At 70.8% G+C, this 23,826-nt stretch carries 19 protein-coding genes and 2 pseudogenes; 6 read left to right on the forward strand and 15 right to left on the reverse strand.

Annotated elements, in window-relative coordinates:
* Positions 1–183 (forward strand): annotated as a pseudogene (locus ACIP98_RS39470) (ABC transporter family substrate-binding protein); the annotation flags it as partial.
* 77 nt (positions 184–260) lie between these two features.
* Here ACIP98_RS39470 and ACIP98_RS39475 read toward each other — a convergent pair.
* The 9 genes from ACIP98_RS39475 to ACIP98_RS39515 form a co-directional block, all read right to left on the reverse strand.
* The gene (locus ACIP98_RS39475) at positions 261–914 is read right to left on the reverse strand and encodes a hypothetical protein (RefSeq protein WP_401981273.1); all 654 of its coding nucleotides are present in this window, start codon (positions 912–914) and stop codon (positions 261–263) included.
* Positions 907–1,425 carry a SigE family RNA polymerase sigma factor gene (locus ACIP98_RS39480; protein ID WP_401981276.1) on the reverse strand — a complete coding sequence of 173 codons (519 nt, stop codon included), beginning with the start codon at positions 1,423–1,425 and terminating at the stop codon, positions 907–909. The genes ACIP98_RS39475 and ACIP98_RS39480 overlap by 8 nt, the downstream gene beginning before the upstream one ends.
* 137 nt (positions 1,426–1,562) lie before the next feature.
* Complete coding sequence (locus ACIP98_RS39485) at positions 1,563–2,675, reverse strand: ABC transporter ATP-binding protein (protein ID WP_401981279.1); 1,113 nt, start codon at positions 2,673–2,675, stop codon at positions 1,563–1,565.
* Complete coding sequence (locus tag ACIP98_RS39490; protein ID WP_401981281.1) at positions 2,668–3,723, reverse strand: ABC transporter ATP-binding protein; 1,056 nt, start codon at positions 3,721–3,723, stop codon at positions 2,668–2,670. Before ACIP98_RS39490 ends, ACIP98_RS39485 begins: the two co-directional genes overlap by 8 nt.
* 11 nt (positions 3,724–3,734) lie before the next feature.
* On the reverse strand, positions 3,735–4,697 hold the full coding sequence (locus ACIP98_RS39495) for an ABC transporter permease (RefSeq protein ID WP_401981284.1): 963 nt from the start codon (positions 4,695–4,697) through the stop codon (positions 3,735–3,737).
* Entirely contained in the window at positions 4,690–5,622 is a 933-nt protein-coding gene (locus ACIP98_RS39500; RefSeq protein ID WP_401981287.1) for an ABC transporter permease, read from the reverse strand. Before ACIP98_RS39500 ends, ACIP98_RS39495 begins: the two co-directional genes overlap by 8 nt.
* Positions 5,623–5,778: 156 nt before the next feature.
* Positions 5,779–7,410 carry an ABC transporter substrate-binding protein gene (locus ACIP98_RS39505; protein WP_401981289.1) on the reverse strand — a complete coding sequence of 544 codons (1,632 nt, stop codon included), beginning with the start codon at positions 7,408–7,410 and terminating at the stop codon, positions 5,779–5,781.
* Positions 7,411–8,043: 633 nt separating this feature from the next.
* Positions 8,044–9,939: a translational GTPase TypA gene (gene typA, locus ACIP98_RS39510; RefSeq protein ID WP_319658794.1), complete on the reverse strand. Its 1,896-nt coding sequence runs from the start codon at positions 9,937–9,939 to the stop codon at positions 8,044–8,046.
* Between the two features lie 308 nt (positions 9,940–10,247).
* Complete coding sequence (locus ACIP98_RS39515) at positions 10,248–11,984, reverse strand: ABC transporter family substrate-binding protein (RefSeq protein ID WP_319658793.1); 1,737 nt, start codon at positions 11,982–11,984, stop codon at positions 10,248–10,250.
* Positions 11,985–12,258: 274 nt separating this feature from the next.
* Between ACIP98_RS39515 and ACIP98_RS39520 the strand changes: the two genes are divergently transcribed.
* From ACIP98_RS39520 to ACIP98_RS39535, 4 genes are read left to right on the forward strand one after another with little or no spacing between them, the layout of a single operon-like run.
* Complete coding sequence (locus tag ACIP98_RS39520; RefSeq protein ID WP_319658792.1) at positions 12,259–12,552, forward strand: hypothetical protein; 294 nt, start codon at positions 12,259–12,261, stop codon at positions 12,550–12,552.
* Positions 12,553–12,562: 10 nt separating this feature from the next.
* Complete coding sequence (locus ACIP98_RS39525) at positions 12,563–13,414, forward strand: hypothetical protein (protein ID WP_401981293.1); 852 nt, start codon at positions 12,563–12,565, stop codon at positions 13,412–13,414.
* Positions 13,414–15,327 carry a fumarate reductase/succinate dehydrogenase flavoprotein subunit gene (locus ACIP98_RS39530; RefSeq protein WP_319658791.1) on the forward strand — a complete coding sequence of 638 codons (1,914 nt, stop codon included), beginning with the start codon at positions 13,414–13,416 and terminating at the stop codon, positions 15,325–15,327. Before ACIP98_RS39525 ends, ACIP98_RS39530 begins: the two co-directional genes overlap by 1 nt.
* Complete coding sequence (locus tag ACIP98_RS39535) at positions 15,324–16,094, forward strand: succinate dehydrogenase/fumarate reductase iron-sulfur subunit (protein ID WP_319658790.1); 771 nt, start codon at positions 15,324–15,326, stop codon at positions 16,092–16,094. Before ACIP98_RS39530 ends, ACIP98_RS39535 begins: the two co-directional genes overlap by 4 nt.
* Positions 16,095–16,145: 51 nt before the next feature.
* On the opposite strand, the gene ACIP98_RS39540 is transcribed toward ACIP98_RS39535, so the two are convergent.
* The 6 genes from ACIP98_RS39540 to ACIP98_RS39565 form a co-directional block, all read right to left on the reverse strand.
* Positions 16,146–18,764 (reverse strand): SpoIIE family protein phosphatase, encoded by a 2,619-nt coding sequence (locus ACIP98_RS39540; protein WP_401981296.1) that lies wholly within the window; start codon positions 18,762–18,764, stop codon positions 16,146–16,148.
* Between the two features lie 146 nt (positions 18,765–18,910).
* Positions 18,911–21,493 (reverse strand): SpoIIE family protein phosphatase, encoded by a 2,583-nt coding sequence (locus ACIP98_RS39545; RefSeq protein WP_319658789.1) that lies wholly within the window; start codon positions 21,491–21,493, stop codon positions 18,911–18,913.
* A 163-nt stretch (positions 21,494–21,656) separates the two neighbouring features.
* On the reverse strand, positions 21,657–22,061 hold the full coding sequence (locus tag ACIP98_RS39550; RefSeq protein WP_401981298.1) for a (deoxy)nucleoside triphosphate pyrophosphohydrolase: 405 nt from the start codon (positions 22,059–22,061) through the stop codon (positions 21,657–21,659).
* A gap of 10 nt (positions 22,062–22,071) precedes the next feature.
* On the reverse strand, positions 22,072–22,242 hold the full coding sequence (locus tag ACIP98_RS39555) for an SPOR domain-containing protein (RefSeq protein ID WP_319658787.1): 171 nt from the start codon (positions 22,240–22,242) through the stop codon (positions 22,072–22,074).
* Positions 22,239–22,676, reverse strand: coding sequence for an RpiB/LacA/LacB family sugar-phosphate isomerase (locus ACIP98_RS39560; protein ID WP_319658786.1), 438 nt, complete (start codon positions 22,674–22,676; stop codon positions 22,239–22,241). The genes ACIP98_RS39555 and ACIP98_RS39560 overlap by 4 nt, the downstream gene beginning before the upstream one ends.
* Positions 22,677–22,863: 187 nt before the next feature.
* Complete coding sequence (locus tag ACIP98_RS39565; protein ID WP_319658785.1) at positions 22,864–23,571, reverse strand: SDR family NAD(P)-dependent oxidoreductase; 708 nt, start codon at positions 23,569–23,571, stop codon at positions 22,864–22,866.
* A 145-nt stretch (positions 23,572–23,716) separates the two neighbouring features.
* Between ACIP98_RS39565 and ACIP98_RS39570 the strand changes: the two are divergent.
* Positions 23,717–23,826 (forward strand): annotated as a pseudogene (locus ACIP98_RS39570) (transcriptional regulator); the annotation flags it as partial.

Here is a 23,826-nt window from a genome sequence, read left to right on the forward strand (position 1 = left end):
GACACCGACACGACCCAGGCCATCACGGACGCCAACGCGGCCGACGTGCTGATCTGGCAGCAGGCCAACCTGCTGCCGCTGTACCAGCGCCCCGACATCTACGCGGTCCAGAAGAACCTGGTCAACATCGGCGCCTTCGGCTTCCAGGACCTGCGCTACGAGAACATCGGCTACACCAAGTAAGCCCCGCCGGCTCCCGGCACCCCTCCCGCCCCGTCACCGCTCACGCGGTGACGGGGCGGGGTCGTTCCCCACCCGCCTCAGGACCGCGCGGCGAACTGGATCTCGACGGCCGAGACCCACGCGCCCGCCCGCTCCACACTGACCCGCAGCTGCGTGCCCTCCTTCGTGGTCCCCACGTACTGGACCCAGGTCCGCTCCGTACCGTCCTTCCCGGTCTGCCGCACTCCGCACTGCGCGAGCCGGTCACTCATCCCCCGGATCGCCTCCCGGGCCAGGCGGGAGTCCGCGTACTCGGCGACACGGTGCCGGGCCCTGGCGCCCCCCTTGCCGGTGTACGTCCGGGCGAACTGCTGCTCGGCGGCGGGCTCCGCGTCGACCGTGCCGCCGCACACCCCGTCGAGCCCGACGGACGGCAGCCCGTGCGCGTCCGACGTGACCGCGTCGGCGGTCCAGGCGCGGGTCTTGAAGTAGGCCACACTGTTCCCCGGCAGCAGCCGCACCACACCGCCGACCATGAACGGGTTCCCCGTCCGCACGGCCGCCGGCGGAGTGTCCCGCGGCGTGCCCTGCGCCGCCCACGAGCCGATGCCCGCCGCCAGGGCGGCGACCACCGCGACCGCCGCTCCTCCCAGCCGCTGCCGCGCCCGGCGTCGCTCGCCCCGGGCCCGTACCGCCTGGGCCGGTGCGAGGCGTACCGGGACGCCCTCCAGCAGCTCCTCGACCTCAGCCATGCGTGGCCACCCCCTCGTCGTTCGTGTCGATGTCCGTCAGGAGCGTGCCGAGTGCCTTGCGGGCCCGGCTCAGACGGGTGCGCACCGCACCGTTGGACGCCCCCGTCTCGCGCGCCACCTCCTCCACCGGCAGGTCCAGCAGATGGTGCAGCACCACCACCCGTCGTTGGTCCGGGCTGAGTTCACGCAGGGCCGCCACCAGGGCCACCCGGTCCGCCGAGAGCGCGGGCGCGTCGGGCACCGGACCGTGCCGCCGTTGGGCCCGCAGACGGTTGCGGGTACGCCGCCAGCTGGAGACGGCCAGGCGCAGGGCCACCGTGCGGACCCAGGGCAGCGGGTCGCCCTCCCGGGTCAGCCGGTCCCATCGCTGCCAGGCCCTCGCGTACGCCTCCTGCACCGCGTCCTCGGCCTCCGCCATGTTCCCGGTCATCGCGTAGACCGTGGCGACCAGGCCCTTGGCCGTGGTGGTGTAGAAGGCGTCGAACTCCTCTCCGTCCGGCCTCTTGCGCATCGGCCCCCGTTCCCGTTCCCTGTCCGTGGTCCCTGGCTTCTCACTGAGGAACACGCCTGGGAGCCCGGTGACGTTACACGCGGAAGGGCGCCCACGCGATGATCGCGTGGGCGCCCTTCCGGCGCTACGGGCCGTACTCAGACCGTGGCGTGGACGACGTCCTTCTCCTCGGCGAAGTGGCACGCCGAGTTGTGCGCGGCCGGGGTCTCGGAGCTCTTGAAACGCTCCGGGATCGCCAGCAGCGGCTCCTCGGTGGCGCACTTGTCCTGCGCCTTCCAGCAGCGGGTGCGGAAGCGGCAGCCGGACGGCGGGTTGGCCGGCGACGGGACGTCACCGCTCAGGATGATGCGCTCGCGGTGCTCGCGCGCCTCCGGGTCCGGCACCGGCACGGCCGACAGCAGGGCCTGCGTGTACGGGTGGGTCGGGTGGTCGTAGATCTCGGTGTCGGTGCCGATCTCGGCCAGCTTGCCCAGGTACATCACGCCGACGCGGTCGGAGATGTGCCGGACGATGGACAGGTCGTGCGCGATGAAGATGTAGGACAGGTTGAACTCGTCCTGCAGCTTCTCCATCAGGTTGATGACCTGCGCCTGCACGGAGACGTCCAGCGCCGAGACGGGCTCGTCGCAGATGATGATCTCCGGGTTGAGCGCCAGGCCGCGGGCGATGCCGATGCGCTGCCGCTGGCCGCCGGAGAACTGGTGCGGGTACCGGTTGATGTACTCCGGGTTGAGGCCGACGACGTCCAGCAGTTCCTGCACCTTGCGGCGCCGGTCGCCCTTCGGTGCCACCTCGGGGTGGATGTCGTAGGTCTCGCCGATGATGTCGCCGACCGTCATACGGGGGTTCAGCGAGGTGTACGGGTCCTGGAAGACCATCTGGATGTTCCGGCGGACGGCCTTGAGTGCCCGCCCGGACAGCCGGGTGATGTCCTGGCCCTTGTAGAAGACCTCGCCCGCGGTGACGCGCTCCAGGTTCATCAGCAGCTTGGCGACCGTGGACTTGCCACAGCCGGACTCGCCCACGATGCCCAGGGTCTCGCCCTGGTACAGGTCGAAGGAGACGCCGTCGACGGCCTTGACGGCGCCGACCTGCTTCTTGAACAGGATGCCCTGGGTCAGCGGGAAGTGCTTGACCAGATTGCGCACCTGGAGGATCGGCTCGCCGCGCTCGACCGGCTTGGCGATCGCGGCCTCGACCGCGGCCACTTCGTCGGAGACGGCCTCGTCGTTCTTGTTGACGTCAGCCATGGATCGTCTCCTTCCAGAAGTGGCACGCGCCGCCGCGGCCCGGCAGCTCGCTGCCGTCCCGTTCGGTCACCGAGTGGAGCTTCGGGACCTCGGTGCGGCAGATGTCCTGCGCCATCTCGCAACGCGGGTTGAAGGCGCAGCCGGTGGGGATGCGCAGCAGGTTCGGAGGCAGACCCTTGATCGCGTAGAGCTCCCGGCCCTTCTGGTCCAGGCGCGGGATCGACTCCAGCAGGCCCTTGGTGTACGGGTGGGCCGGACGCTTGTAGATCTCGTGAACCGGTGACGTCTCGACGATCCGGCCCGCGTACATCACGGCGATCTTGTCGGCGACGTCGGCCACGACACCCAGGTCGTGGGTGATCAGGATCAGACCCATGTTGAACTCGCGCTGCAGTTCCGCCAGCAGGTCCATCACCTGGGCCTGCACCGTCACGTCGAGCGCGGTGGTCGGCTCGTCGGCGATGATCAGGTCGGGCTCGAGGGCCAGCGCCATCGCGATCATGATGCGCTGGCGCATGCCGCCGGAGAACTGGTGCGGGTAGTCGTTGACCCGCTCCTTGGCGGCCGGGATGCGGACCCGCTCCATCAGTTCGATGGCCTTGGCCTTGGCGTCCTTCTTGGACATGCCCTGGTGCACCCGGAACATCTCGGCCAGCTGGTAGCCGACGGTGAGAACCGGGTTCAGTGAGGACAGCGCGTCCTGGAAGATCATCGCGATCTTGCGACCGCGGATCTTCCGGCGCTCCTCACCGGCCATCTTGAGCATGTCCTGGCCACGGAAGAGGATCTCGCCCTGAGGGATCCTGCCGGGCGGCATGTCGAGGATGCCCATGATCGCCTGGGCGGTCACGGACTTGCCCGAGCCGGACTCGCCGAGCACGGCGAGCGTCTCACCGGCCGACACCGTGTAGTTCACACCGTTGACGGCCTTGGCGACGCCGTCGCGGGTGTGGAACTCCACATGCAGATCACGGACTTCCAGCAAGGGGGTACCGGCGTCCCCTGTTCGGGGAGCGGGCACCTCCGCGTTCTTGTCGATGATGGTCACGTACGCCTCCCTCAGCGCAGCTTGGGGTCGAGGGCGTTGCGGACCGCATCGCCGAGCATGATGAACGCCAGCACCGTGATGCTGAGCATGATCGACGGGAACAGCATGATGTGCTGAGCCGTACGGATCTGCGCGGCACCGCCGGAGATGTCCTGTCCCCAGGACACCACCGTCGAGGGCAGGCCGAGTCCCAGGTACGACAGGGTCGCCTCGGCGGAGATGTAGCCGCCGAGCGCGATGGTGGCGACCACGATCACCGGGGCCACGGCGTTCGGCAGGATGTGCTTGAACAGGATCCGCGTGGTGCTCGCGCCCAGCGCCTTCGCCGCGTGCACGTAGTCAGCCTGCTTGATCGTGATCACCGAGCCGCGCATGACACGGGCGATCTGCGTCCAGCCGAGGAAGGCCAGCGCGCCGGCCACCACCCAGACGGTGCGGTTGGTGAACGAGTTCAGGACGACCATGGTGCCGAGCATGAACGGGATGGCGAAGAAGACGTCGGTGAACCGGGACAGGAGCGAGTCGATGATGCCGCCGAAGTAGCCGGCGATCATGCCGATCAGACCGCCCAGCACGGTGACCATGATGGTCACGCTCAGGCCCACCGTGATCGACGCCCGGGTGCCGTAGATCATACGGGCGTAGACGCTGCGTCCCTGGCCGTCGTACCCGAGCCAGTCCGGGGAGAGGACGTGGCCGTACGCGGGCTTGCCCAGGAAGTGGTTCCGCAGGTCGCCGTAGGTGGGCGAGGCACTGGTGAACAGTCCGGGGAAGACCGAGATGATCAGCAGCAGCAGGATCAGCACGGCGGACACCACGAAGTACGGGTTGCGCCGCAGGTCGTGCCAGGCGTCGCCCCACAGGCTGCGGGCCTTCTCGGCCTTGGGCTCCACCGCGACGACTCCGGCGGCGTCCGCTGCGGTCGTGGCCATGGGGTCCGTGTTCTCCACGGCGGTCTTGGTCACGTCAGGCATAACGGATCCTCGGGTCCAGGACCGCGTAGAGCAGGTCGACGAGCAGGCTGGTGACGAGGAAGACCAGCACGAGGACGGTGACCAGACCGACCAGCGTGGTCCCCTCACGGCGCACGATGGACTCGTAGATGGTGCCGCCGATGCCGTGGATGTTGAACAGGCCTTCGGTGACCACCGCACCGCCCATCAGGGCGCCGATGTCGGTACCGAGGAAGGTGACCACGGGGATCATCGAGTTGCGCATCAGGTGCACACCGACCACGCGACGCCGGGGCAGGCCCTTGGCGATGGCGGTCCGCATGTAGTCGGCGCGCAGGTTCTCGGCTATGGAGGTACGGGTCAACCGCGCGACATAGGCGAGTGAGAGGCTGGCCAGCACGATCGCCGGCATCAGCAGCTGCCCGAAGTTCGTGTCGTCCTGGACGTTGGGCGTCACCCAGCCGAGCTGGAAGGCGAAGACCAGCTTGAAGATGAAGCCGAGGACGAAGACCGGGACCGAGATCAGCAGCAGGGTGAAGATGAGCACGGCGTTGTCGACGAGCTTGCCCGCCCTCATGCCGGCCCAGACACCGAGCGCGATGCCGACGACCAGTTCGATCACGAAGGCGAGCCCCGCGAGTCGGATCGTCACCGGGAAGGCATCCCCGAGCACCTCGCGCACCGGCCGACCGCTGGCAATCTGGTTGCCGAAGTCGAAGTGCAGGAGAATGCCGGTCATGTAGTCCCAGTACTGCTTCAGGATCGGCTGGTCGAGCCCGAGGTCGTGGCGGAGCCGCGCCACGGTCGTCGGGTCCGCGCCCTTGTCGCCGAACAGCGCCCTCACGGGGTCGCCGGGCAGGGCGTAGACCATCAAAAAGATCAGCAGAGTCGTCCCGATGAACACCGGGATCATCTGGAGCAGTCGTCGTGCGACATAACGCCCCATCGTGCCTCCATGTCAGTCGCTGCGGCAGCAGAGACGGGCCCTTCCCCCGTCCTCCGCTTGACGGAAGACGGGAGAAGGGCCCCCCAGCCACTGCCTGCACCCGGCGCGTCCGACGGCTTCGTCAGTCCCGCATCGGCGTGCTCACTACGCGAGTGGTTACTTCTTGACCTGCACGCCGGTGAGGATCGGGTCACCGTTCTGCGCGTACTTGACGCCCGTCACGTTCTCCGAGTAACCGGCGTTGACCTTGTAGTACCAGAGCGGGATGGCCGGCATGAGGTCGACCATCTTCTTCTCGACCGCCTGGTACTGCTTGACGGAGTCCTCGAGGGTGGGCGCGGTGTCCGCGGCGTTGATCATCTTGTCGAGCTCCTTGTTGGAGAAGCCCGACTGGTTGCCACCCGACGTGGTGCCGTACAGGTCACGGATGAAGTTCGCGTTCACCGGGTAGTCGAGCACCCAGCCGCTGCGGTACCACGACTTGACCTCGTGGGCCGTACGGGCCTCGAGGTCGGAGTCGAAGTCGGCCTTGGAGTCGCCGACGCACTTCACGCCCACGGCGTTGGTGATGCTGTTGCAGACAGCCTCCACCCACTCCTTGTGACCGCCATCCGCGTTGTACTGGATGGACATCTTGTTGCCCGGGACGCCGCCACCCTCCTTGATGAGCTCCTTGGCCCTCGCCGGGTCGTACTTGAACACGTCGCCGCCGACGTTGTCCTGGTAGCCCAGCACGCCCTTGGCGACGAAGCCGGTGGCGGGCTCACGGGTGCCCTGGAGCACGGTCTTGGTGATGGTGTCGCGGTCGATCGCCATCGACAGGCCCTGGAGGACCTTGGGGTTGATGTGCTTGTAGTCCTTCGTGTAGAACGCCGGGACGATGGACTGGATCGCCGAGTACGGCTGGTCCACGGCGCGGTCACCGAGGTCGTCGCGGTAGACCGGGAGGTCCTTGGGGGCGACCTGGCGCAGGACGTCGACGTTGCCCGACTTCAGGTCCTCGTAGGCGGCCTCGAGGGTGGTGTAGTTCTTGAACGTCACACCACCGTTCTTCGCCTTGTTGTCACCCTTGTAGGCGTCGAAGCGCTTGACCACGATGCTCTTCTTGTGGTCCCAGCTGACGAACTGGTACGGGCCGTTGCCGACCGGCTTCTCGCCCGCGGCCTTCGGGTCCTTGAAGAAGGACTCGGGCAGCGGAGAGAACGCGGTGTAACCGAGCTTGTACACGAAGTACGGGATCGGCGTGACGAGCTCGATGGTGAAGGTCTTGTCGTCGATGACCTTCAGACCGGACATCTCCTGGGACTTCGGGTCACCCTTCTCCGGGTGAACGTCCGCGTAGCCCTTGATGTCGGAGTACCACGACGAGTTGAGCTGGTTGTTCTTGCTGTTGGCGCCCCAGTTCCACGCCTTGACGTAGGACTCCGCGGTCACCGGAGTGCCGTCGTGGAAGGTCCAGCCGTCCTTCAGGGTGACCGTGAAGGTCTTGTTGTCCTTCGTGTCGACCGACTTGGCGTTCGACATCACGATCTTGCCCTGGGGGTCGTAGTCCACCAGCTGCGAGAACAGCGAGTCGACGACGATGCCGCCGTTGCTCTCCTGCGTGTTGGAAGGCACCAGCCCGTTCTGCGGCTCGCCGACCTCGACGGAGAACTTGCCGTTGGGGTTGAAGCCGCCGCCGGCAGAGTCGTCACTGCCCTTGTCGCCGCCGCCACCGCCACAAGCGGTAGCAGCCATAGCAACGATGATCGCACCTGCGACCCAGGTGGCGCTCTTGGCACCGCGCATGGGTTTGCCTCCTCAGGAGTCACTGTCCGTACGTGAAAGGCGCCGGACCCCACTGACACCCCTGACAGTGGACTACCGGCTGCCTGTGCTCGTGAGTCGGCGCTCCCCATAAGCGCTTGGACCCATTGACCCGAGCTCAACGGCTCCAACTATCGGTCACGTTGGGCCTACGAACCACACACTTACGATCTCGTTTTGGTCACAACCGGTCCAAAACAGTTTCGCAATTCGGACATTTGGATTGTAGACAGACACCGACGAAACGGACTTGTAACACAAGTATCGGTGAACGCTGTCCGGTATTCGGACGTCGGCAGTTGAAAAACACTTGCCCTGAAAGCGCGTGGATCCACGCGAATGTACGTGCCTGACGGACCGCCAGGGAACGCACTGTCGCGGCCGCGCCACTGGCGTAACCGCGACACCCCGCTCCGGCTCACCTGGCCCGCTGCGCACGGCCGTTACGGCGGTGACATCAGTCACAAGGAGTGCCCGCGAGGGTCTGCGGGGGTGGTTCTCGTCACGTTTCCCCCGTCCGGCGCCGCGGACGGGGGTCCACGGCGCCGGTCGCACAAAGGCACCGGCCCCGGCTGCCCGCGGGAACGGGAGCAGGGCCGGTGCCCGGGGTTCGCGTCAGCGCTTGGCGCGGGAGGCGGTGCGACCGCGCTCCTTCTGGTCCAGGACGACCTTGCGGATGCGGACCGTCTCCGGGGTCACCTCGACGCACTCGTCGTCGCGGCAGAACTCCAGGGACTGCTCCAGGGAGAGCTTGCGCGGCGGGACGATCGCCTCGAAGGAGTCGGCGGAGGAGGAGCGCATGTTGGTGAGCTTCTTCTCCTTGGTGATGTTGACGTCCATGTCGTCGGCGCGGGAGTTCTCGCCGACGATCATGCCCTCGTACACCTCGGTGCCCGGGTCGGTGAAGAGCACACCGCGCTCCTGGAGGTTCGTCATCGCGAACGCGGTGACGACACCGGCGCGGTCGGCGACCAGGGAGCCGTTGTTGCGGGTGACCAGCGGGCCGAACCACGGCTCGTGGCCCTCGTGGATCGAGTGGGCGATACCGGTGCCGCGCGTGCCGGTCAGGAACTCGGTACGGAAGCCGATCAGACCACGGGAGGGCACGATGAACTCCATGCGGACCCAGCCCGAGCCGTGGTTGGACATGTTGTCCATGCGGCCCTTGCGGGTGCCCATGAGCTGCGTCACGGCGCCCATGTGCTCCTCGGGCACGTCGATGGTGATGCGCTCGACCGGCTCGTGGACCTTGCCCTCGACCTCGCGGGTGACCACCTGCGGCTTGCCGACGGTCAGCTCGAAGCCCTCCCGGCGCATGGTCTCGACGAGGATGGCCAGCGCCAGCTCACCGCGGCCCTGCACCTCCCAGGTGTCGGGACGCTCGGTCGGCAGGACGCGGAGGCTGACGTTACCGATCAGCTCGCGCTCCAGGCGGTCCTTGACCAGACGGGCGGTGACCTTGCGGTCCTTGACCGCCGACTTGTCGGCGCCCTTGCCGCCGGGGCCGCGGCCGACCAGCGGCGAGGTGTTGGCGCCGATGGTCATGGAGATCGCCGGCTCGTCCACCGTGATCAGCGGCAGCGCGATCGGGTTCTCCGGGTCGGCCAGCGTCTCGCCGATGGTGATGTCGGCGATGCCGGCGACGGCGCAGATGTCGCCCGGGCCGGCCTTCTCGGCGGGCTTGCGGGTGAGCGCCTCGGTCATCAGCAGCTCGGTGATGCGGACGTTCTGGATCGAGCCGTCGCGCTTGATCCACGCGACGGTCTGGCCCTTCTTGAGCTCGCCCTGCTCGACGCGGAGCAGCGCGATACGGCCCAGGAAGTTGTCGGCGTCGAGGTTGGTGACGTGCGCCTGCAGCGGCGCGGCCTCGTCGTACGCCGGGGCCGGCACGTGCGCGAGCAGCGTGGAGAAGAACGGCTCCAGGCTGTCGCTGTCGGCCGGGACGGTGCCGTTCTCCGGCTTGGTCAGCGAGGCCACGCCGTCCCGCGCGCAGGCGTAGACGATCGGGAACTCGATCTGGTCCTCGTCCGCGTCCAGGTCCAGGAACAGGTCGTACGTCTCGTTGACGACCTCGTCGATCCGTGAGTCCGGGCGGTCGGTCTTGTTGATGCAGAGGATGACCGGCAGCTTCGCGGACAGCGCCTTGCGCAGCACGAAGCGGGTCTGCGGCAGCGGGCCCTCGGAGGCGTCCACCAGCAGCACGACCGCGTCGACCATCGACAGACCGCGCTCGACCTCGCCGCCGAAGTCGGCGTGGCCGGGGGTGTCGATGATGTTGATCGTGATGGGGTCGCCGCCACCCTTGGGGTGGTACTTGACGGCCGTGTTCTTCGCGAGAATGGTGATGCCCTTCTCGCGCTCCAGGTCGTTGGAGTCCATCATCCGGTCGTCCAGATGCTGGTGCGCGGCGAAGGCTCCGGCCTGCTTGAGCATGGCGTCCACCAGCGTCGTCTTGCCGTGGTCGACGTGGGCGACGATGGCGACATTACGAATGTCGTTGCGCGTGGGCATACTGGGGCGCTTCTCCCGGGTAGGTAGGTGGGGCGGCGTGCCCTCGTCGGCACACCAGCCCGCCGGGCGAGTCAAGCCACGGCCTCACCCCATGGTACGGGGCCCGGAGGGTAACGACGGCCCGGGCATGATCGCCCCGGCCACGGCCCGGGCCGCGCCGGTGCCCGCTGCCCGCTCCCCGGCCGCGTACCGGCAGGTGTGTGATCTTCGTCCCGGTGACGCGGCGGTGCCCCGCGCCGCGGCACGGACGCTGCGGCGCGGGGCACCGTCGCACGGGCGGACCGACGGCGGTCACCCGGGCGGGAGGATCACTTCCTGAAGCCGATGTCCTGGAAGCGCGGGGTCGCGAAGCCGAAGGCGCCCGCGTTGCGGACGGAGGAGCGCAGGGCGACCAGCTCCGGGCGCTGGAAGAGGGGCAGGGAGCCGGCCACGGCCCAGATGCGGGCGTCGGCGCGGGCCGCCAGGTCGCGTGCGGTGCCCGGGTCGAGCTCGCCGGAGGCCTGGTCGAGGAGCTGGTCGATCTGGTCGGTGCCGACCCGGGGGAAGTTCTGCGCGACGACCAGGCTCCCGTCGGGGCCGGCCTCGGGCTTGGCGTAGATGGGCCGGGTGTCGGTGGCCGGGAAGGCCGTGCCGGGCCACGAGTACAGCGCCAGGTCGAAGTCGCCTGCGGCGAGGTGGTCGCGCAGGAAGCTCTCGTCGGAGACCTTCTGGATCTCGGTGCGCACGCCGATCCCGGAGAGCATGGCGGCGATGCGGTCGCCGACCGCGTCCAGGGCCTTGTTGGACTCCGGCAGCACGAAGCGCAGCGTGAGCGCCTTGCCGTTCTTGCGCAGCACGGTGGTGGAGGGCTCGACGACCGTGACCCGGACCTTGCGCGCGGACGCCGCCTGGTTGCGCTCCGCCGGACCGGCGGGGGCCAGGGCGGTGCGGCGCCAGCCCGCGTCGGCGAGCTGTGCCTGCGCGGCCTTGGGGTCGGACTCGCCGAGGGCGGAGCTGTGGTCGGCGTACCCGGCCTGGGAGGCGAGCAGCAGGTGGTTGCCGAGCGGTTCGTCGGGCAGGCCGACCGGCTTGAGCACCGAGCGCGCGATCTCCTGCCGGTCGACCGCGCGGGCCACGGCGCGCCGGACCCGCTCGTCGGCCAGCGGGCCGTCGGCGCCGTTGAGGGCGAGCTGCGTGTAGGAGGCCGAGCGCGTCCGGTACACCGACACACCCTTGATCTTCGGGGTGCGGTCCACCTTCGCCATGTCCAGCGAGCCGTCGGCCAGGCCGGCGGCCCGCAGGTGCGCCGGCACGGCGGCCAGCACCAGCCGGTCCAGTCTGGCCCGGTCGCCCCACCAGCGCGGGTTGCGGACCAGGGTGACGTCCTTGGCGGTGACCTTCTGCACCTTGAACGGACCGCCGGCCACCGGCAGGGCGCGGCGGGCGGAGTCGTTGAAGGCCGCGGCGGTGCCGGTCACGGACTTGGGGTAGAGCGGGGTGAAGAGCGACTGCCAGTCGGCGAAGCGACGGGCGAAGGTCACCCGGACCTCGCCCGGCTCCTTGCCCTGCGCGACCGAGGCGATCCGGTCGTAGCCGGCGTTGCGGGCGGCCCAGTAGGCCTCGTCCTTGCCGCGCAGCGCCTTCCACTGGGCGGCGAAGTCGGCGGTGGACACGGCCCGGCCGTCGCTCCAGACCGCCTTCGGGTTGAGCTTGTACGACACGACCTGCCGCGGCTCGCGCTCCACGACCTGCGCGGACTCCAGCAGGTCGGCGTCCCGCTGCGGCCGTCCGCTGCCGTCCAGCCGGAACGTCGCGGGGAGCACCGCCGCGGCCACCAGGTCCGTGGTGTCGTCGGCCGGGCTCTGGAAGGCGTTGAGCGTGGCGGGCGCGGTGTCGACGGCCCAGCGCAGCGTGCCTCCGTCGCGCACCGCGTCGCGCGGCGCCGAGGCGAGGTCGGTCCCGGCGAGCGGGTCCTCACGGCCCGCGGAGCACCCGGCGAGCGTCGCCAGTGCGAGGGCCAGCGCGGTGGCGAGCGCGGGAGGGGAGAGGGGGGCGCTGCGGGCCATCGTTGCGTACCTCCGCGAACCGGGGCCATGACCATGTGGCGTATTTGCCGCTTATCGCACCTCACTGAAAGCGATCATCACGCCGCCTCGCGCCCGACACGGCGCACGCCTCCCGGCTCCCACCCGACCGGCCCAACGGGGCGCGCGGCGCCGGGCGTACGCCCCCCACGAGTGTGAGAATCACGGCAGATCTCTTCCCAAGCGCGACTGTGACGCGCAACACTCGGCAGGCGCTAGCGCCGTGCACCGCACCGTGGCGGAGGTGAGGACAGCCATGTCCCTGCAGGACGATCTGACATCGGTACAGCGCCGGCTGGACGAGCTCGGCAGAGCCGTGTCCCGGCTCGAACAGCAGGTCGGCGACAGCCTTGACATGCGGCGCGTGCGCGCCGACACCAAGCACCTGAGCGACGACCTCGCGCTGCTGCGTGACAGCGTCAGCACCACCCACACGGGGCAGAAACCGCGCCCGGAGATGGTGACCATCCCCGACACGCCGTACGACCCCTCATTCTGGTCCGGCGCGGAGGACGAAGGGCTGGGGGCGCCGGACCGCCGAGCGCCCTAGGGAGCCACCTTTGGCCACAGATACCGGAACCGAACCCGGAACCGAACCGCCTCCACCCGCTCCACCCGCGCGCCACGGCGTCCTGTCCGCCGGGCGCGCCGCCATTCCCGCCCGCCACCTGCGCACCGACCGGTGGTGGCTGCAACCCCTGCTGACCGCGCTGGGCCTGACCGCCTTCGTCGTCTACTCGACGTGGCGCGCCTTCGCGGGCGCGCACTACTACGCGGAGCCGTACGTCTCGCCGTTCTACTCCCCCTGCCTGGCGTCGAACTGCGTGGACATGCCGCTGGGCGCCCGCTGGCCGATCTTCGGCGGCTGGTGGGGCCTGTCCCCGGCGCTGCTCGTCCTGATCTTCCCGCTGGGCTTCCGGCTGACCTGCTACTACTACCGCAAGGCGTACTACCGGGGCTTCTGGGCCTCGCCGCCCGCCTGCGCGGTGGCCGAGCCGCACGCCGGGTACACCGGCGAGACCCGCTTCCCGCTGATCCTGCAGAACATCCACCGGTACTTCTTCTACTTCGCGATCCCGGTGGCCGCGATCCTCAGCTACGACGTCGTCCTGGCCTTCCGGGACGGGCGGGGCGCGTGGGGGCACATGGGCCTGGGCACCCTGGTGCTGCTGGTGAACATCGCCCTGATCTGGGCGTACACCTTCTCCTGCCACTCCTGCCGGCACATCGTCGGCGGACGGCTGAAGCACTTCTCGCGGCATCCGGTGCGGTACCGCGCCTGGACCTGGGTGGGGCGGCTCAACCGCCACCACATGGGGCTGGCCTGGGCCTCACTGATCAGCGTGGCCGTGTCCGACTTCTACGTCTATCTGGTCGCCAGTGGGGCGTTCGACGATCCGAGGTTCTTCTGATGACGCAAGTCGAACGGCACGCCTACGACGTCGTCGTGGTCGGCGCGGGCGGGGCCGGGCTGCGGGCCGCCATCGAGGCGCGCGAGCAGGGCATGCGCACCGCCGTGATCTGCAAGTCGCTCTTCGGCAAGGCGCACACCGTCATGGCCGAGGGCGGCATCGCCGCGAGCATGGCCAACGTCAATCCGCACGACAACTGGCAGGTGCACTTCCGCGACACCATGCGCGGGGGCAAGTTCCTCAACCAGTGGCGGATGGCGGAGCTGCACGCCCGCGAGGCGCCGGACCGGGTGTGGGAGCTGGAGACCTGGGGCGCGCTCTTCGACCGCACGAAGGACGGGAAGATCTCCCAGCGCAACTTCGGCGGCCACGAGTACCCGCGGCTGGCGCACGTCGGCGACCGGACCGGCCTGGAGCTGATCCGCACCCTCCAGCAGAAGATCGTCTCGCTGCAGCAGGAGGACCAGGCCGAGTACGGCGACCACGAGGCCCGGCTGAAGGTCTTCCAGGAGTGCACGGTCACCCGGGTGCTCAAGGACGGCGACCGTGTGTCGGGGATCTTCGGCTACGTGCGGGAGTCCGGGCGCTTCTTCGTGGTCGAGTCGCCGGCCGTGGTGCTGGCCACCGGCGGCATCGGCAAGTCCTTCAAGGTGACGTCGAACTCCTGGGAGTACACCGGCGACGGGCACGCGCTGGCGCTGCTGGCCGGGGCGCCGCTGATCAACATGGAGTTCGTGCAGTTCCACCCCACCGGCATGGTCTGGCCGCCGTCCGTGAAGGGCATCCTGGTCACCGAGTCGGTGCGCGGCGACGGCGGGGTGCTGCGCAACTCCGACGGCAAGCGGTTCATGTTCGACTACATCCCGGACGTCTTCAAGGAGAAGTACGCGCAGAGCGAGGAGGAGGGCGACCGCTGGTACGAGGACCCGGACCACAACCGCCGCCCACCCGAGCTGCTGCCCCGCGACGAGGTGGCGCGCGCGATCAACTCCGAGGTCAAGGCGGGTCGCGGCACCCCGCACGGCGGTGTGTTCCTGGACGTCTCCACCCGGCTGCCCGCCGAGGTCATCCGGCGCAAACTCCCCTCCATGCACCACCAGTTCAAGGAGCTGGCGGACGTCGACATCACCGCCGAGGCGATGGAGGTCGGCCCGACCTGCCACTACGTGATGGGCGGCGTGGACGTGGAGCCGGACACGGCGGCGGCCACCGGGGTGCCGGGGCTGTTCGCGGCCGGTGAGGTCGCGGGCGGCATGCACGGCTCCAACCGGCTCGGCGGCAATTCCCTGTCGGACCTGCTGGTCTTCGGCCGGCGGGCGGGTCTGCACGCGAGCGAGTACGCGGCCGGGCTCGGCACGGCCCGTCCGGCGGTGGCGGAGTGGCAGGTCGACGCCGCCGCGGCGGAGGCGCTGCGCCCGTTCAGCGCGGAGGCCGAGAAGGTCGCGGACGAGGTCGCGGAGAACCCGTACTCCCTCCACCAGGAACTGCAGCAGACGATGAACGACCTGGTCGGCATCATCCGCAAGCAGAACGAGATGGAGGAGGCGCTGACCCGGCTGTCGGCCCTGCGGGTGCGGGCGCGGCGGGCCGGTGTCGAGGGGCACCGGCAGTTCAACCCCGGCTGGCACCTGGCGATCGACCTGCGCAACATGCTGCTGGTCAGCGAGTGCGTGGCGCGGGCGGCACTGCAGCGCACGGAGTCGCGCGGCGGGCACACCCGGGACGACTACCCGGAGATGGACCGGCGCTGGCGCAAGGTCAATCTGGTGTGCCGGCTGACCGATCCGGCCAACGCCTTCGGCGAGGTCTCGGTCGACCGGCGGGAGTCGGTGCCGATCCGCGACGACCTGCTCGCGCTGTTCGAGAAGGACGAGCTGCTGAAGTACCTGACGGACGAGGAGCTGGACCGGTGAGCACGTACTCGGGGCACTTCAGGGTGTGGCGCGGTGACGCCGACGGCGGTGAGCTCAAGGACTACCAGGTCGAGGTGCACGACGGCGAGGTCGTCCTCGACATCATCCACCGCCTGCAGGCCACCCAGGCGGGCGATCTGGCGGTGCGGTGGAACTGCAAGGCGGGCAAGTGCGGTTCGTGCAGCGCGGAGGTCAACGGGCGTCCGAGGCTGATGTGCATGACCCGCATGTCGGTCTTCAGTCGCGAGGAGACCGTCACGGTCACCCCGATGCGCACCTTCCCGGTCGTACGGGACCTGGTGACGGACGTGTCCTTCAACTACGAGAAGGCGCGGGAGATCCCCTCGTTCGTGCCGCCCAAGGGGGTCGCGCCGGGCGAGTACCGGATGTTCCAGGAGGACGTGGAGCGCTCGCAGGAGTTCCGCAAGTGCATCGAGTGCTTCCTGTGCCAGAACACCTGCCACGTCGTCCGTGACCACGAGGAGAACAAGAAGGCCTTCGCGGGCCCGCGCTTCCTGATGCGGGTGGCGGAGCTGGACATGCATCCGCTGGACGCGGCCGAGGAGTCGGGGCTGGACCGCAAGCGGTCGGCCCAGGAGGAGCACGGCCTCGGCTACTGCAACATCACCAAGTGCTGCACCGAGGTGTGCCCCGAGCACATCAAGATCACCGACAACGCGCTGATCCCGCTCAAGGAGCGCGCGGTGGACCGCAAGTACGATCCGCTGGTCTGGCTGGGCGACAAGATCCGCCGCCGCAGCAGCTGACCACCGGTCCGGTCCGGCCACGGGGCCGACCGGGCTCGTTCGGGGCGCTGCTCAGAACAGGCTGAGCAGCGCCTCGATCGTGTCCTCCCCCGAGGTGCCGCCGCCGTCGGCGGGCAGCGCGAGTTCGAACCAGACCGTCTTGCCGCGGTGCGTGCGGCGGGACCCCCAGCGCGTACTGAGCAGCGAGACCAGCTGCAGGCCCCGGCCGCCCTCGTCGGTGGCGCGGGCGCGCCGGCGGCGGGGCTGCACGAGGGCGTCGTCCCAGACCTCGCAGACCAGGGTGCGGTCGCGCAGCAGGCGCAGCCGGATGTCGCCGTGGCCGTGCCGCAGGGCATTGGTGACCAGTTCGCTGACGAGCAGCTCGGTGGTGTCCACCAGGGCCGCCAGATCCCAGGACAGCAGGCACTCGCGGGCCAGTTCGCGGGCCCGGGCCACCGAGCGGGGGGTCGGCTCCAGCGTCCAGTCGCCGACGGAGTCGGCGGGCAGTCCGTGCACGCGGGCCATCAGCAGGGCGATGTCGTCCTCGCCGTGGGCGGTGTCGAGCCGGGCCAGTATGTGGTCGCAGACGTCCTCCAGCGGGCGCTGGGGGTCGTCCAGCGCCATGCGGAACGCGCGCAGGCCCTCGTCCAGGGGGTGGCTGCGGGACTCGACGAGGCCGTCGGTGTAGAGGGCCAGCAGGGCGCCGTCCGGGAGGTCCACCTCGACCTCCTCGAAGGGCTCGCCGCCGACGCCGAGCGGCATGCCGGTCGGGACCTCCAGCATCATGGCGGGTTCGCCCGGCTCGACCAGGACCGGCGGCAGGTGGCCGGCGTTGGCGATGGTGACACGTCGGGTGATGGCGTCGTAGACGGCGTAGACGCAGGTGGCGAGGTAGACCTCGGACAGGTCGGAGGAGTCGGCCTCCTTGCCGTGCCGGCTGGTGCGGCCCTCGCCGCTGCCGCCGAGGCCGCGGGCGACCTCGTCCAGGGCGGTCAGGACGTCGGCGGGCTCGATGTCGAGCAGCGCCAGGGTGCGCACCGCGGTGCGCAGTTCGCCCATGGCGACGGCGGCGCGCAGACCGCGGCCCATGACGTCGCCGACGACGAGTGCGGTGCGGTGGCCGGGCAGTTCGATCACGTCGAACCAGTCGCCGCCGACCTCGGTCTCCATGTTGCCCGGCAGGTAGCGGCAGGCGATGTCGAGGCCCGCGGCCTCGGGGTTGCCGGGGGGCAGCAGGCTGCGCTGGAGGATGAGGGCGCGCTCGTGCTCGCGGCGGTACAGCCGCGCGTTGTCGATGAAGATCGCGGCGCGGGCGGCCAGTTCCTCGGCGATCATGCGGTCCCGCTCGGAGAACGGCTCGCTGCCCTTGGCGCGGGCGAACTGCACCAGGCCGAGCACGGTGTCGCGGGCGACGACCGGCACCGCCAGGGTGGACTGGACGAGCCCGCCGCCCAGTTCACCGAGCTCCACCTCGGTGTCGCCGCCGTCGCCGGCTATCACCTGCGTCTGCGCGGTGCGCAGGGCGCCCGCCCAGGGCGAGTTGAACGGATAGCGGTGCACGGCGCCGACGGAGACCGGGCTGCCGCCGTGGGCGCCGCCCAGCCGGGTCACCGGGGCGTCGGAGACGGCGCTGGCGAAGGCGACCCTGCGGACCTCGCCGCTGCCGTCGGCGGTGCCGACGGGGCCCTCCTCGCCCACCAGGAGCGCCTGGTAGAGGTCGACCGAGGCCAGGTCGCAGAAGTGCGGCACGGCGACGTCGAGCAGTTCGCGGGCGGTGGTCTCCAGGTCCAGGGAGCTGCCGATGCGCCGGCCGGCCTCGTTGAGCAGGGCGAGGTTGCGGCGGGTGTGCGCGGCCTCCCGCTCGGCGCGCTGGCGTCCGGTCACGTCCTGGGCGAGGCCGGCGACGCCGATGGGCCGTCCGCTGCCGCTGTGCAGCCGGTACAGCGAGATCGCCCAGCGGCGCCGGCTGGTCGCCCCGCCGGCCGCCGGGACGGTGCCGACGATCGTCATGTCCAGCACGGGCTCGCCGCTGTCCAGCACCTGCTTGAGCGCGGCCGTCAGCCGGTCGGCCTCGACGCGGGAGAGGAAGTCGTGCGGGCTGCGTCCGTGGTGCCCGCCGGGGGTGCGGCCGAACACGGTGGCGAAGCGCTCGTTGACCCGCAGCAGCCGCAGGTTCGTGTCGAAGAGGATGAAGCCCATCGGCGACTGGCCGAACACCGCCTGGGAGGAGGCGAGATCGGTCTCGATCTGGCGCAGCACCCGCATGTCGACGGCGATGCACAGCGCCCCGCGGCCGTTCGTCTCGCCGCGCGAGGGCATGACGTAGACCTCGGCGAGGCCTTCCTGGCCGGCCTTGTCGCGGTAGGGGACGACGCCGGTCCACTCGCGGCCGTCGAGGATCTCCGCGACACGCTCGTGCGCGCGTTCACGGCGGTCCTCGGGCACGAAGGCGCGGATGGGGTCCTTGCCGAGGGCCTCGGACGCGGGCACCCCGAAGAACTCCTCGGCGCGCTCGCTCCACTGCTCGATCCGCCCGTCGGGACCGAGGGAGAACGACGCGACCCGGATGTAGTCGTAGATCGACCCGGGCGGGCTCGACTGCCAGGCGCTCTGCGGCAGGGCCTCAGGGTTCCGGGGCCCAACGGCCCCCGATGGCTCATCGCTCACGCCCGACCCCTCCAGCTCACACATACGGACCGGCTGGTGCCGAGTATTCAGCATTACCCCCGTTCCGCACATGGTCTTGTCGATCACAGCATCATCTCAAGGCGTACGGATCCCTCCGACGCCCCACTTCAACTACCCTGCTCCCGCGCGCCGAACCGTGTGCGAGGCGGTCATGCCGGTGCGGGCAGGGCGAGTTCGAACCAGACGGTCTTCCCCAGCGGTCCGTGACGGGTCCCCCAGCGCCGGGAGGCGCGGGCCACCAGTTGCAGTCCCCGGCCACCCTCGTCCTCGGCGCCGGCCGAGCGTTCGCGCGGCGGATCGGGCAGCGGGTCGGAGACCTCGACCAGCAACGAGGTACCGCGTACGACGCGCACGCCGATCGGCCCGTGGGCGTAGCGCAGGGAGTTGGTGACCAGTTCGCTGACGAGCAGCACGGTCACGTCGGTCAGCTCCCGCAGCTCCCAGCGCGTCAGGGTGTCCCGCACGAGCCGCCGGGCCTGACGCACCGCGCTCGGCTCGGCGGCGAAGGTCCAGGCGGCCGTGCTGCCCTCGGGCAGGCCGCCGAGGCGGGCCACCAGCAGGGCCACGTCGTCGGGTTCGCGGCCGTGCGCGAGGGTGGCCAGCAGGTCGTCGCAGGTGGTCTCCAGGGAGCGCGGGGGGCGGCGGGCGAGCACCGCGCGGAGCCGGTCCAGGCCGACGTCGATGTCCTCGTCGCGGGCCTCGATCAGGCCGTCGGTGTAGAGCACCAGCACGGCCCGGTCGGGGACGTCGACCTCCACCGACTCGAACTCCACGCCGCCGACGCCGAGCGGCACCCCGGCCGGGATGTCCATCAGCCGCACGCCGTGCGCCCCCTCCGCCCGGTCCGTTCCCGGCACGACCAGCACGGGCGGCGGATGGCCGGCACGCGCGACGGTCAGCCGCCGGGTGGAGGGGTCGTAGACGGCGTAGACGCACGTCGCCGTCCAGCCCTCGGCGGTGTCCCCGGCCAGGTCGTCCCCGAGGTCGTCGACCCGCCGCAGCAGTTCCTCCGGCGCCATCTCCATCGCCGCCAGGGTGCGCACCGCGGTGCGCAGCCGCCCCATGGTCGCCGCGGCCCGCAGGCCGTGCCCGATGACGTCCCCGACGACCAGCGCCACCCGGCCGCCGGCGAGCGGGATGACGTCGAACCAGTCGCCGCCCGCTGCGGCGCCCGAACTGCCGGGGACGTAGCGGAAGGCGAGCTCCACCCCGGGCGGTTCGGGGACGCTCTGCGGCAGCAGGCTGCGCTGGAGCATCAGCGCGCCCTCGCGCTCGCGGATGTAGAGGCGGGCGTTGTCCAGGGCGGCGGCCGAGCGGTCGGCCAGCTCCCTCGCCAGCGCGAGGTCCTCGGCGTCGAACGGCTCGCGCCCGCCGGCCCGGCTGACCACCAGCAGGCCCAGCACGATGCCGCGGGCCAGCAGCGGTGCCACGATCAGCGAGTGGATGCCGAGGTCGACCGCGGCCTGCACCTTGGGGTCGCCGGGGTAGGTGGTGATCGTCTCCCGCAGTTCCCGCGGGCTCTGCACCAGCGCGGGCCTGCCGGTGTGCAGCACCGCGCCGAAGATCGACGCGCGGTCGACCTGGATGACCTTGCCCAGGCCGAGCATCCGCTCGACGAGCGGCCCCTCCTTGATCGCCCCGATGCCCAGCTGGCGCATTTGCGTGGCGTCCCCGTACGGGGCGCCGGGCAGCTCGCCGCCGTCCGGCACATTGGCGTGCAGGATGACCCCGCTGTAGTCGCTGAACCGGGGCACGACGGCCTGCGCCAGCTGCTCGGCGATCCGCCGCACGTCCAGCAGGTCCGCCAGTCGCGAGCCGACGTCGTTGAGCAGGGCCAGCCGGCGGCGGGCGCGCTCGATCTTCGCGGCGGAGTGCTGGCGCTCGGTGACGTCCATGACGGTGCAGCTGATGCCGAGCACCCGGCCCGCCCCGTCCTCCAGGCGGTGGTAGGAGACCGACCGCCATCCCGAGGCGGGGCCGGGGACGACGACGTCGATGACCGCCCGCCCGGTGGCCAGCACGTGCCGCTGCAGCGTCGCCAGTTCCTCGGCGGCGTCCTTGTGCACCACCTCCTCGACCCGGCGGCCCAGCGTCTGCTCGCGGGGGACGCCGTTCATCCGGGTCAGGGCGTCGTTGACGCGGATGTAGCGCAGGTCGGTGTCGAAGATGGCGACGCCGAGCGGGGAGGAGTCGAAGAGCGGGTCCAGGGCCGCGAGGTCGTGCTCCAGGGTGCGGATGCGGCTGGTCTCGGCGACCGAGGCCAGGACGAACTGGCGGCCGTCCCCGTCGACCAGCATCGAGGCCCTGGCCTCCACCTGCACGAGGTGGCCGTCGCGGTGGCGCAGCCACAGCACGCCGTCCCAGCTGCCGGAGCGCAGCAGCTCCTCCAGGATGCGTTCCGCCGAGCCGGGGGAGGGCACGGCGGCGAGCCGGCGGCTGCCGCGGGCGGCCGGCCGGGCGCCGGTCGCCAGCAGGGTGCCGACCCGGCGGCCCACGATGTGCTCGCCCGCCCAGCCGAGCATCTCCTCCGCGAGCGGGCTCCACAGCAGGACCCGCCCGGAGGTGTCGAGCATGACCACGGCCAGCCGCAGCGTGTCCAGGAGGCTGCCCGCCGTGGTGGGCGCGGACGGCGGCGACCCCACGGTGCCGCGCGCACGGGGAGCCCCGGTCCCGGGCTGCGCAGGGTGCTGCGTACCCTCCGGGTCCTCCGTGGAGTCGTCGCTCCGGGTCATGGGTGGGGACCCCAGACGATTGCGGGGTGTCCGGCGGGTGGCCGCCGGAGCGTCATGGGCGGATCAATCAGCCCATACCCGGTATTCCGGTCCGCGTATCGCGGGGCGGCGGCGGGTAGGGGTGCGTCGGCGGCCACGGGTCCGGCGGCGGGAGAGCGGCGCATCAGTGCCCGGACGCCCGCGCCGCCGCCCAGGCCACGGCAGGCCGGTCCTGGTCCAGCCAGTCCACCTCGTGGACGCTGCCGGGGGCGAGCCAGCGCAGCTCGTCGTGGTCCTGCAGCGGCCGGGGCTCGCCCGAGAGGATGCGCGCGGTCCAGACGTGCAGCACGTACCCCGGTTTCAGCGGCCACTCGCCGGGGACGCGTTCCAGGGGTTCCGCCTCGATGCCGAGCTCCTCGCGCAGCTCCCGCACCAGCGCGTCCCGCGTGGTCTCGCCGGGTTCGGTCTTGCCGCCGGGCAGCTCCCAGCGGCCGGCCAGCTCCGGCGGGGCGGTGCGCCGGGCGGCGAGCAGCCTGCCGTCGTCGAGCAGGGCGGCACCGACCACCACCGTCACGTCGCGCGTCGTCATGCGCGGAACCTTACGACGCGCGGCGGTCGATGCGCTCGATCACATAGAGCTGCTTGTGCCCGCGGGCGTCGAGGGTGTCCGCGACGTGCTCGGCCTCCTGACGGGTGGCGTAGCGGCCGACACGGTAGCGGTTGCCGTTGTCGTCCTGACGTATGACGACCCACACCAGCTCGCCGCTCATCGGATCTCCTCCAGGTGCGCGACGTTGGCGCGGTCGTCTGCCTCGGTGCTGGGGCCGCCCGCGAGCCAGGCGTCGAGGATCTCCCGGAGCAGAGGTGCGCTGGTGAGCCGCAGGCTGAGCGCGAGGGTGTTGGCGTCGTTCCAGGTGCGGGCGCCGTCGGCGGAGTACGCGTCGACGCACAGGGCGGCGCGGACGCCCGGCACCTTGTTGGCGGCGATGGAGGCTCCCGTCCCGGTCCAGCAGCAGACCACGGCCTGGTCGGCGCGGCCCTCCCCGACGTCCCGGGCGGCGCTCTCGGCGCTCCAGGCCCAGTCCGGGCGGTCGCCGGCGCGCAGTGCGCCGTGCGGAAGGACGGTGTGGCCGCGGCCGCGCAGTTCGTCGACGAGCAGCCGCGCCACTGGCTCGTCCATGTCCGAGGAAACGGCGATGCGCATATGCCGGAGCCTACGCCTCAACGTGACGCGCCGGACACGTTCGGACGGTATTCGACTCGATCGGGCCATGTTCGATGGGGAGTTGACTCAGAAGGGCCTCTCGTTCGCGCCCTCCGGACTCCCCCGCACGCCCCGGCGGCGCCTGAGTCGGCCAGGGCGCCGCCGGAGCAAGGGAACTGACGGGACGTCACCAGGGCAGGGCGCCGTTGCGGTCGAAGTAGCCGCCGGTCGGGCCGTCGGGGGCGACCGTCGCCATGCGGACGATGACCTCCGCGCCCTCCTCGACCGTCTGGAAGCCGGTGTTGCCGTTCAGGTCGGTCTTGGTGAAGCCGGGTTCCACGGCGTTGACCCGGAAGTCCGGGAGCGCCTTCGCGTACTGCACGGTGATCATGTTGACCGCCAGCTTGGACGCCGGGTAGTCCAGCCCCGGGAACAGGTACGCCGGCTGGTCGGGGTCGGACACGTGGTGCAGCGAGGCCAGACCGCTGCTGACGTTCACGACGACCGGGGCGGCGGACCGGCGCAGCAGCGGCAGGAAGGCGTGGGTGACGCGCACGACGCCGAAGACGTTGGTCTCGAAGGTCTGCCGCATCCGGTCGGCGGTGGTCTCGGCGGTGGGCACCACGCTGTTGTCCGCCCGGCGCACCTCGATGCCGGCGTTGTTGATCAGCACGTCCAGCCCGCCGGCGGCCTCGATCGTCCGCGCGGCGGCCGCCACCGAGGCGTCGTCGGTGACGTCGACGACGACGGAGCGCGCGCCCAGTCGCTCGGCGGCCTCCCGGCCGCGCTCGGCGTCCCGCGCGCCGATCCAGACGGTGTGGCCCTCGGCGATCAGGCGGCGGGCGGTCTCGTACCCCAGGCCCTTGTTGGCTCCGGTGATGAAAGTGGTCGGCATGGTCTCGCTCCTCGGCTGGGACGGTCGATGGGCCGGTGACGGATGCCTCCAGCGTGCGGCGGGGACCGCCGCACAGACAGTCGTCCGGTGTTCCTGGGACTCGCGGTACCAGGGCGATCCCGCGTCCGCGGAGCACACTGGGGACATGGCGACAGCGGAATTCGGCAGTGCGGTGCGCCGGTGGCGCGACAAGGTGTCCCCGGAGGCGGCCGGTCTGCCCACGGGCGGCCACCGGCGCGCGGCGGGCCTGCGCCG

Source organism: Streptomyces sp. NPDC088354 (assembly GCF_044753585.1).
Taxonomy (GTDB): Bacteria; Actinomycetota; Actinomycetes; order Streptomycetales; family Streptomycetaceae; genus Actinacidiphila.

Bases quoted from the DNA above. Each gene is read 5' to 3' on its own strand.
- ACIP98_RS39475 (WP_401981273.1), bottom strand. From the start codon at position 914: ATGGCTGAGGTCGAGGAGCTGCTGGAGGGCGTCCCGGTACGCCTCGCA.
- ACIP98_RS39480 (WP_401981276.1), bottom strand. From the start codon at position 1,425: ATGCGCAAGAGGCCGGACGGAGAGGAGTTCGACGCCTTCTACACCACC.
- ACIP98_RS39485 (WP_401981279.1), bottom strand. From the start codon at position 2,675: ATGGCTGACGTCAACAAGAACGACGAGGCCGTCTCCGACGAAGTGGCC.
- ACIP98_RS39495 (WP_401981284.1), bottom strand. From the start codon at position 4,697: ATGCCTGACGTGACCAAGACCGCCGTGGAGAACACGGACCCCATGGCC.
- ACIP98_RS39500 (WP_401981287.1), bottom strand. From the start codon at position 5,622: ATGGGGCGTTATGTCGCACGACGACTGCTCCAGATGATCCCGGTGTTC.
- ACIP98_RS39505 (WP_401981289.1), bottom strand. From the start codon at position 7,410: ATGCGCGGTGCCAAGAGCGCCACCTGGGTCGCAGGTGCGATCATCGTT.
- typA (WP_319658794.1), bottom strand. From the start codon at position 9,939: ATGCCCACGCGCAACGACATTCGTAATGTCGCCATCGTCGCCCACGTC.
- ACIP98_RS39515 (WP_319658793.1), bottom strand. From the start codon at position 11,984: ATGGCCCGCAGCGCCCCCCTCTCCCCTCCCGCGCTCGCCACCGCGCTG.
- ACIP98_RS39520 (WP_319658792.1), top strand. From the start codon at position 12,259: ATGTCCCTGCAGGACGATCTGACATCGGTACAGCGCCGGCTGGACGAG.
- ACIP98_RS39530 (WP_319658791.1), top strand. From the start codon at position 13,414: ATGACGCAAGTCGAACGGCACGCCTACGACGTCGTCGTGGTCGGCGCG.
- ACIP98_RS39540 (WP_401981296.1), bottom strand. From the start codon at position 18,764: ATGTGTGAGCTGGAGGGGTCGGGCGTGAGCGATGAGCCATCGGGGGCC.
- ACIP98_RS39545 (WP_319658789.1), bottom strand. From the start codon at position 21,493: ATGACCCGGAGCGACGACTCCACGGAGGACCCGGAGGGTACGCAGCAC.
- ACIP98_RS39550 (WP_401981298.1), bottom strand. From the start codon at position 22,061: ATGACGACGCGCGACGTGACGGTGGTGGTCGGTGCCGCCCTGCTCGAC.
- ACIP98_RS39555 (WP_319658787.1), bottom strand. From the start codon at position 22,242: ATGAGCGGCGAGCTGGTGTGGGTCGTCATACGTCAGGACGACAACGGC.
- ACIP98_RS39560 (WP_319658786.1), bottom strand. From the start codon at position 22,676: ATGCGCATCGCCGTTTCCTCGGACATGGACGAGCCAGTGGCGCGGCTG.
- ACIP98_RS39565 (WP_319658785.1), bottom strand. From the start codon at position 23,571: ATGCCGACCACTTTCATCACCGGAGCCAACAAGGGCCTGGGGTACGAG.